The sequence below is a fragment of the Paenibacillus sp. 01T422 genome (genome assembly GCF_056398785.1).
Map to the genome: position 1 here is coordinate 1 of NZ_JBFTQB010000445.1, position 8131 is coordinate 8131.

Sequence of the window (8131 nt, forward strand, 5' to 3'; positions counted from 1 at the left end):
CTACTGCACTTTGTAGGATATGCTACTGCACTTTGTAGGATATGGATGAATTCCGTAAAACAAGCTCCGGCAGCAAAACAACCCGCTGCTTAAGTACTTTCTCTCCTTTAATCTCCTGTACAAGAAGATCAACTGCCCTGCGCCCAATTTCTTGAATGGGCTGGGCGATGGTTGTGAGCGGCGGATCAATTAAGGTTGCCAGAATCGTATTGTCGAAGCCTATCACCGATAACTCGCCAGGCAGCTGCATTCCCGCCACTCTGGCCGCTCGAATAGCGCCGATGGCCAGCAAATCGTTGCAAGCGAACACTGCCGAAGGCCTGTCTTCCAGTTGAAGCAGCTGCGACATTGCCTGTTGGCCGGTCTCTACTGAAAAACCTCCGGTCGCGATCAGCCGCTCCTCGACATGCAAGCCTGCTTGGCTCAAAGCTTGCTTACAGCCTCGAATACGTTCCCGATTACTCATATTATCCATATCCTCTACGAGGATGGCAATTCGCTTATGACCTAACTCTGCGAGATGATTGCCCGCCTGGAAGCCTCCAAGGTAGTCGTCAACCATCACCGTATCCACGGCAAGTGTTGGCATTTCGCCTGTAATTAAAGCAATCGGGATGTTTTGTTGGATCAGTTTCTTCAAAAACTGATCATTCTGAATCCGGGTCGCGGAGATGATCCCGTCTACTCGTTTCTGTGAGAGCAGCGATAAATATTTCACTTCTTTGTCTGGATCGTTATCGGTGTTGCATATAAACACGCTAAACCCATGCTCATGCCCCCGATCCTCCACAGACCGGGCAATTTCGGCGAAGAAAGGATTCGCCAAATCGGGGAGCGTGAGTCCGATTGTGTAAGTGCTTTTACCCGTTAACGCTGCCGCTACCATACTTGGCTGGTATTTCAGCTGCTCCATAACGGTATGTACATGCTTCCGCGTCTTATCGCTAATTCGGCCCGTGGCGTTAATAACTTTGGATACGGTAGCGATGGACACCCCGGCGGCTTGGGCAACATCGTAGATGGTCGGTTTCATTCCTTGCCCCTCTCAATCAACATTCCTATCACTGACAATCCATATTGGCTTTATCATACGATAAGAACCGCCGCGCTGTAAACGTGCGAATAGCAATTATTTGATAATTCTAAAAGTATGAACTTCGAAAGGTTTCGTAACTAGTCGAAGACGATTGTTAATCAATTGCTTATTTTCCTGATCGCGTTCTAGAAGGTTTGTCATACGAACTTCTTTGACCTGCTCCGGGAATACAATGTCAACTTCTCTTGGAACACCTGTGCACTCGCGAATACGCAGGATGCAGCCATCCCCATTTTCTGCTACTTTCCAGCAGCTGACAGCCATTCCGTCCAGCCCCGCTGGAAGTATTTCTTGGGTGGTTACGTGCTCACCCGCAAGTGCTGATGTCGTAACGGTTTGCGTCATTGTTTCCTGTGCGACTTTCCAAACTTCGCCCTCTCGCCAATCACCGGCATGCGGTACCAATCGATAGCGATAACTCAAGTCACCGCCGCTCCATTGCGGGAAATTCGTCCCCCACCAATTGTTGAACAAATTGAAATGCAGCTCTGGCTTCTCCGGCTTGTAATCATGTTCGAAATCCCACATGCCATTACTCCCGATAAAAAAGAGCGGAGAGTCTAGCGGAATGATCGCCATACCAGCGAATCCATTGGAAATATCCACAAAATTCTCACAGCAGTGAAGCAGCGTGCTTGAGGAACGAATTGTATCCGTGAGCGGATTCACGACTGAGCCCAGCTTATTGATACTAAACTGCGGGCGCTCCAGTTTCAGAGGGAAGACAATATGTCCTGATTCTGCCAGCGGAGTCTCCTGTTTGGCATGCAGCTTGTAAGCAATATCTAGATGTGGAGAATCTTCGGTTAGAGAGAATGTCCATTCGATAGAACTCGCATTGCCATACTCAGCTGTGGTTTCAGCGTCTGTGGCTGCTGTGCAAGTAAGGCCAACAGAGCCGCCATTTTCCCATATTTGTATATCTGCAGCACGCGTAGTGAACGTTAGCCTTTTCTGCTGCTCTGGATAATCCGTTTTACCAAAGTCATGTACACCCCAATCGTAGAACCGATACGCATATTTCTTCAAATAGCGCGTGATCTCTTGACTGGAGTAAACATCGTACTTATATTGACCAAAGCCGGATTCCGCGCGATCATCAATCCATTCCTTACGGAGCTTTTTATCCCAGAAGCTTTGAATCAAGCCTGTTTGTCGATCTACTTTTACGATGATATAAGGATTTTCGATAACCGCCTGCGTCTCCGTTAAATAAGCTCGGGCTTGCCCATTATGTTCAGCAATAAGTGTATGATCGTCTTTCTTCGCATAATACAACGTCTTATAACCAAGTGCAGGCAAACCAGAGATCTGAGCTTCTGCTCCACCGTCGAATAGCTGCAAAGCAATCACTTTGCCCGTTTCTGAATCGATCAGCACTTCATCGTCAGCAGGCAGATCACTCTCTTGAATCCAAGTTTTGGCGGCGCGGCTCCAACCCAAATTAGAATGGACTCGCAGCACTTTAGCTTCCTGATTGCCTACCAACTGTTGGCTTGTCAATTCAGCTTTTGCCAATTGCAGGGAGCTTTCCGCTTTATTCAAGTAATCAACCTGTTCAGCCCAAGATTGTTCCATCCGTTGATAGCGTTCACTCTGCTTTAACTGAAGGAATGACTTCTTATCGTAAGCGACTCTGGGAAAAAGGAAGGTCTTGCAATCCATCCCCCATGTATGCTCGCCAAAGAGCAGCGTGTGCTCGTAGCTTTCGTCGATTAAGGCTTTCATCGCTTGCTCGCGCTCTTGCTTTTCACCTGTAAAGTGATTCACAGCTACCGCGCTTTCCACGGCTGTGACCTGGCTTCTAAGCGCTCTGACCCTCGCCACCTCACGCGGCGCAGTCCCAACCCCATGAATCCATGAATCTGCCATATCGCCACGAATAACCGGCAATTCCGGATTTCGCGCGAGGAAATCAGCTGCGAAGTCGCCTAAGCTGCCGATATGCAGTTCTGCCGTTGAACCGCTTTCACGAATGGAGGCTTTCATTTCTTCGATAATACTTGCGTCATGCGGCCCATGATTATCGCTGGTCTGAATCATCGCCAGCCACACGGGATGCGTCCACTCTTCCGGCGGCAAAATACCTGTCCCGTAGGACCCTTTGGAATAAAACGTCAACAAACGCTCACCGTCCGGACCTTCCCAGTAAAAGACCGGCGGAACGTCAGGCGGTGTTGTGGCTGGATTGCAGCCGAGATGCAAAAACTCCACGCCTGCTTTCTTAAGCAGAGATGGCACGATCCAAGTGTGACCAGGTACATCTGTCATTTTGGCGTCCTTGGGATCGTATCCGTATAGGTTCGTAAGTCCTTCTGATACATACATCCCCCGAATCCATTCCTCCAGGCCGCAAAATTCCGTATGTGTCGTATAAGGAAGCTTATGCCAGATCAGTTGTCGATTCTCCAGATAGGCAAGCGCCTTCTGCTTCTCTTCCTCATCACTGCCTTTCAAGGATTGGAGCAGTGGCCAAGCCGACATGGTCCATACGTATTTTTCATGCTCATCATTCGTATGTGTTTGATCACAAGTTTCAATGACATCCTTCAGCATCTCGGTGCGATAACGCCCCACTACGTCTGACACTAATCCTGTAAAACCAATATCAAAATGCGTTTTAAAGACGACATAAATCTTCTCAAGTGTCATGCCTCTATCTCCTTCTGACTGCAATCTAGTTGTTCTACTTAGAGGTTAATCTGAGCAATGACCGGATAATGATCGGACGGGTACCCGCCGCTAATTTCTCTTCGATCTACAAGAGCTTGAACCACTTCCACATCCGGCGATACAAAAATATAATCGATAGGCTCCCCCGCTTCGCCGCCTTGAAAGTCATGTGCTGTCCATCCAATCGGACCAGGAAGCTTGCTGTAAGCATCTTTTAGCCAGGATTGCTCGCCTTCCAGATCCATTTCTCCGCGAAGAAAACGAATTGGCAAATCATCAGGACGACTATTGAAATCTCCCATTAAGATCACGGGAAGAGCATATTCCTTGTGATGAGCGGCAATGTAATCCCAGATTACTCTGGTGCCGAGATCCCTGGCTTGTTGGCTTTGATGATCAAGATGTGTGTTGTAGACAATGAAGCGCTCCCCAGATTCCTTATGTTCGAAAATAGCCCACGTACAGACGCGAGGAAAGCCGCTGTTCCACGAGATGGAAGCGGTCACTTCAGGCGTTTCTGACAGCCAAAACTGCCCATGTTGCTGAAGATMCAACTCCTCTTGCTTGTAGAAAATAGCACAATGTTCATTCTCATTGGCRCCAAAACGACCTTCGCCTATCCAAGCGTATTCGGCTAATTTCGGTTGCAAATCATTCAGCATGTCATAATAACCTTCTTGCGTTCCAATAACGAGCGGCGCATGCGCATGAATCATTTCCGCAACTCGGTCTATACGATTCGGCCAAGCGTTCCTTCCATCCCCCGGATTGTTGTATCTCAAGTTAAAAGTCATTACTGTATATGCCATCTGAGCTCACCTCTGAAAATATATTGGATTCGTTAACATTGCCATTAATGTCATATCGAACTCCTCAAAATGACGCCACACTTCAACACGATAAAAAGCCCTGTCCTTTTGCTCAACTACGAGTTCCCATGATCCTGTCGATGAACAAACTTCCGATAACTCTACGCCGCGTTCACTAATAAGTTTAATTTGATCACCTTCGCGGATGTGTTCAATCGAGACTAGCACGTTGTCAGACACGCCGTTTGATACCGTATCTCCCGTCATATAGGCACCACAAGTTAATTGTRCAAAAGGGCCTTCCGGTGAATAACTAATCGCCACATGCCCCTTATCTATCCCTTGAAGAATGCCATTCACTGTCTTCGTTTCAGCATAAACCCATGTACACGGCATCGCATGTTTGACATAACGTTCAGGACGGTGCACATCACTGCCGCCAGTTGCGACAAGCTTTCTGCCTGATGCTAGCTGCTCCTGCCACCAAGCCAACGCACGCTCATTGCGAGCTGTCCAAGGGATCAATAGGCTCCAGAACTCCCAGAAAATTGCTATGTCCAAAATTGGTCGTAAACTCCATACCTGGAATCATGACGACAGGGGTATTCCGGGGATACGTATAATTTTGGCTAACGGCATTATGATCCGTCATTGCAATGAAATCACAGCCTAGCTGCTCCATGATCGCTGCATTTTCCTCTAGTGTATAGGAGCCGTCGCTGTTAATACTATGTGTGTGAAGATCCCCTTTGAGCCAGCGTGCTGTATGAAAATAGAACGTGATGGTGATCGTAACTTCACAGCCTTCTGGCGGAACTTTATAGGCATTATGAAGAACGGCCCAATCGCCAGCTTGCAGGTCGCCAGCCAAATAGCCGGGAGTCGCCTTCTCGAGTCCGATCACGAATTCAGAGCGCGCACCTCCGCTCCAGCCACGCACTTTATGGCTGTCTCTGATGCCAAGATCAATGACAGGCTTTGCATCACCGTGGGATTGAACGGCAAATTGCACATGAACCTCTTCCACCTGTTCAGGCATTTCGAAAGGAACTTCCACATACGTACTTTGCTCAAAGTGATGAATCTCTCTGCGGTAAGTCGTGACTTGTTGTCTTCGATTCGTCTGCGGCATGATGAAATCCACGCTCCTTTATTATAAAATTACTCCTTGTTCGCACCAACCAAGATGCCTTTGACGAAATATTTCTGCACATATGGATAAATAATGACGAGCGGGAGAAGCGCGATCACAATCCCTGCCATCCTTACATTCGTAGTAACGATAAAATTGCTGGATGTGGAATCGGTATCTACGATTAAGGACTTCAAGGCAATTTGCAGTGTGTATTTCGCATGATCGCTAATAAATAAAAGCGCTGGCGTAAATTGGTTCCAACGGCTAACGAATTCGAAAAGCGTCACCGTAGCAAGCCCAGCAGCAGCTAATGGGATGTACATGGTAAAGAAAATACGGAATGCTCCTGCTCCGTCCATCGTGGCAGACTCCGACATTTCCACAGGCACAGATAGAAAGAAATTACGCATAAGTAAAATACTGAAGCCAGAAACTAACCCCGACATAATTAATGCCGTTAAAGAATTTAACAAGCCAAGCTCTTTGTTCACCACATAAACGGGGATCATAATCGCTTCGCCTGGAATCGTCATCGTAAGAAGAATGGCAGAAACCATTAATTTTTTCCCGGGCAACCCTTTTTGGATCAATACATAACCAGCCATCGAGYACAGCAACACATGACAAACTGTCCCAATAAGCGTGACGATCACATTATTCAAGAACGGCGTATACAATTGCATGCGATTCCAAACCGTCGTGAAACCCTGAACACTGAACTCTTTCGGATATAAAATAATACCTGGCTGCATGGAAGCAAAATTGGATGAGAAGGCCAGCGCGAATGTATTCAATAACGGAATAAGCATGGTAGCCAGTAGAATGAATAAAAATAATAGATTAACCCCATCGAATAACCGGCTTCCCCAGCTCGTAGGCAGTTTGTTTGTTTTCATGGAGATCCCTTCACCCCTCGTCATAGCGAATGATCGCTCTGGTCACAAACGTAATGAGCAATGTCGCGAAAATCACTAAAAATCCTGCTGATGTTGCTAAACCAACCTTGAATTCCAGAATCCCTTTTTGATACGTGTACATCATGATAACATCGACTTTCTTGGCAATGGCACCGTTGCGCATCACGATAATTTGATCGAAAATACGCAGAATGCTGAGCACATTCAGCATAATGACAACTTTCATCGTTGACACAAGCGATGGCAATGTCACATAACGAACCAGTTGCCAGCGGTTCGCCCCATCGATCCGTGCAGCCTCATATAATGCCGGATTGATTGCTACAATCGTTGCTAGATAGAGAATACAGATAAAGCCCATCTCTTTCCACACCGAAGTAAGCACCATAACCCAGCGGGCTGAATCCGCACTGGACATGAAAGCAATCGGTCTTTCCGCGCCCACCAGCTTGAGAATCGCATTCACAATACCTGTGTCTGGAGAAAGCATAAGAATCCACATGCCGCCTACGACAACCCATGAAAACAAATGGGGGATGTAAACGATCATCTGAACCACTTTTTTAAACCATGCCTGAAGGATCTCATTGAGTGATAGCGCAAGTAAAATTGGCATAATAAAGCCGATCACTAACATGCCTCCGCCTAGCAGCAGCGTATTTTGCAGCATTTCCCAGAAAGTATGATCCTTAAGCACCGTAATATAGTTATCAAATCCGATAAACGGCCGGTTTCCAATCAACCGGAACTCTTGGAACGAAATGATAAAGCCGCGAACCAGCGGATAATAAGAGAACACAAGAAAATAAGCCATGATAGGAAGCATCATCAAGTACAGGGCTTTGAATCTCCATATAACTTTCAAACAAAGTCACCACCTTGCTGTTAATTGTAAGGGGAGTACGTAGCGCATACTCCCCTGTCCATATAAACTAGTCGATCAATTTCGCTGCTTTTAATTGTTCACGCATTTTCTTCACTGCATCGGCTGCCGGCATTTCGCCAAGAATCGCTTTGAAGGAGTATTCATTAATAATTTTCTCAGCATCTGCCCATTTCGGTGGCGTCAGCTCCAGTGTTGCATTTTTCACTACAAGATCCTGCGCTTCTTGCACGCCTGGAAGTAATCCGAATGGATTCGGGAACTTTTTGTTATACCAGAAAGGTACGCCGTGATCCATGGCATGATCTTTCCCTACTTGCGTAAGCTCGTATTTGCCACCGTTTTCTGTGTAATCCGTATCTTTGATCCCCATGCTGCCCAAAACAATACCTTCTTTGGAATGCCACCACTCAATGAATTCAAAGGCTGTTTTTGGATTTGGCGCATTAACTGGAATAACCCAAACATCCGGATCTCCACGACGCAGCATGTATTTACCGTCAGCACCAGCTACCCCAGGAAGGCCTTTAGCTTCAAAAGCTGTATTGGCATCAGCAATTTTTCTTGTATTGTTCAGCATGCCAACCCAAGCATCCCAGTAAGTAATCATACCTACAC

8 protein-coding genes are annotated in these 8131 nt (G+C 46.9%); all 8 read right to left on the reverse strand.

Features of this window, described 5'->3' with window-relative positions:
- Nucleotides 1-22: 22 nt before the first annotated feature.
- Complete coding sequence (locus AC1DUA_RS22615; protein ID WP_477501917.1) at nt 23-1033, reverse strand: LacI family DNA-binding transcriptional regulator; 1011 nt, start codon at nt 1031-1033, stop codon at nt 23-25.
- A gap of 96 nt (nt 1034-1129) precedes the next feature.
- Nucleotides 1130-3748 (reverse strand): DUF5054 domain-containing protein, encoded by a 2619-nt coding sequence (locus tag AC1DUA_RS22620; RefSeq protein WP_477501918.1) that lies wholly within the window; start codon nt 3746-3748, stop codon nt 1130-1132.
- Between the two features lie 38 nt (nt 3749-3786).
- Nucleotides 3787-4578 carry an endonuclease/exonuclease/phosphatase family protein gene (locus tag AC1DUA_RS22625; protein ID WP_477501919.1) on the reverse strand — a complete coding sequence of 264 codons (792 nt, stop codon included), beginning with the start codon at nt 4576-4578 and terminating at the stop codon, nt 3787-3789.
- 6 nt (nt 4579-4584) lie between these two features.
- Nucleotides 4585-5103 (reverse strand): CehA/McbA family metallohydrolase domain-containing protein, encoded by a 519-nt coding sequence (locus AC1DUA_RS22630; protein ID WP_477501920.1) that lies wholly within the window; start codon nt 5101-5103, stop codon nt 4585-4587.
- Nucleotides 5078-5710 carry a hypothetical protein gene (locus tag AC1DUA_RS22635; protein ID WP_477501921.1) on the reverse strand — a complete coding sequence of 211 codons (633 nt, stop codon included), beginning with the start codon at nt 5708-5710 and terminating at the stop codon, nt 5078-5080. The genes AC1DUA_RS22630 and AC1DUA_RS22635 overlap by 26 nt, the downstream gene beginning before the upstream one ends.
- A gap of 29 nt (nt 5711-5739) precedes the next feature.
- On the reverse strand, nt 5740-6609 hold the full coding sequence (locus tag AC1DUA_RS22640) for a carbohydrate ABC transporter permease (RefSeq protein ID WP_477501922.1): 870 nt from the start codon (nt 6607-6609) through the stop codon (nt 5740-5742).
- A 10-nt stretch (nt 6610-6619) separates the two neighbouring features.
- Complete coding sequence (locus tag AC1DUA_RS22645; protein WP_477501923.1) at nt 6620-7495, reverse strand: ABC transporter permease subunit; 876 nt, start codon at nt 7493-7495, stop codon at nt 6620-6622.
- A 67-nt stretch (nt 7496-7562) separates the two neighbouring features.
- Nucleotides 7563-8131: type 2 periplasmic-binding domain-containing protein (locus AC1DUA_RS22650; protein ID WP_477501924.1), on the reverse strand; the 569-nt coding region annotated here is incomplete at its 5' end.

What these genes read in the sequence shown, in the direction of transcription:
- AC1DUA_RS22635 (WP_477501921.1), bottom strand. Translation starts at nt 5,710, where the DNA reads ATGCCGCAGACGAATCGAAGACAACAAGTCACGACTTACCGCAGAGAG.
- AC1DUA_RS22620 (WP_477501918.1), bottom strand. Translation starts at nt 3,748, where the DNA reads ATGACACTTGAGAAGATTTATGTCGTCTTTAAAACGCATTTTGATATT.
- AC1DUA_RS22615 (WP_477501917.1), bottom strand. Translation starts at nt 1,033, where the DNA reads ATGAAACCGACCATCTACGATGTTGCCCAAGCCGCCGGGGTGTCCATC.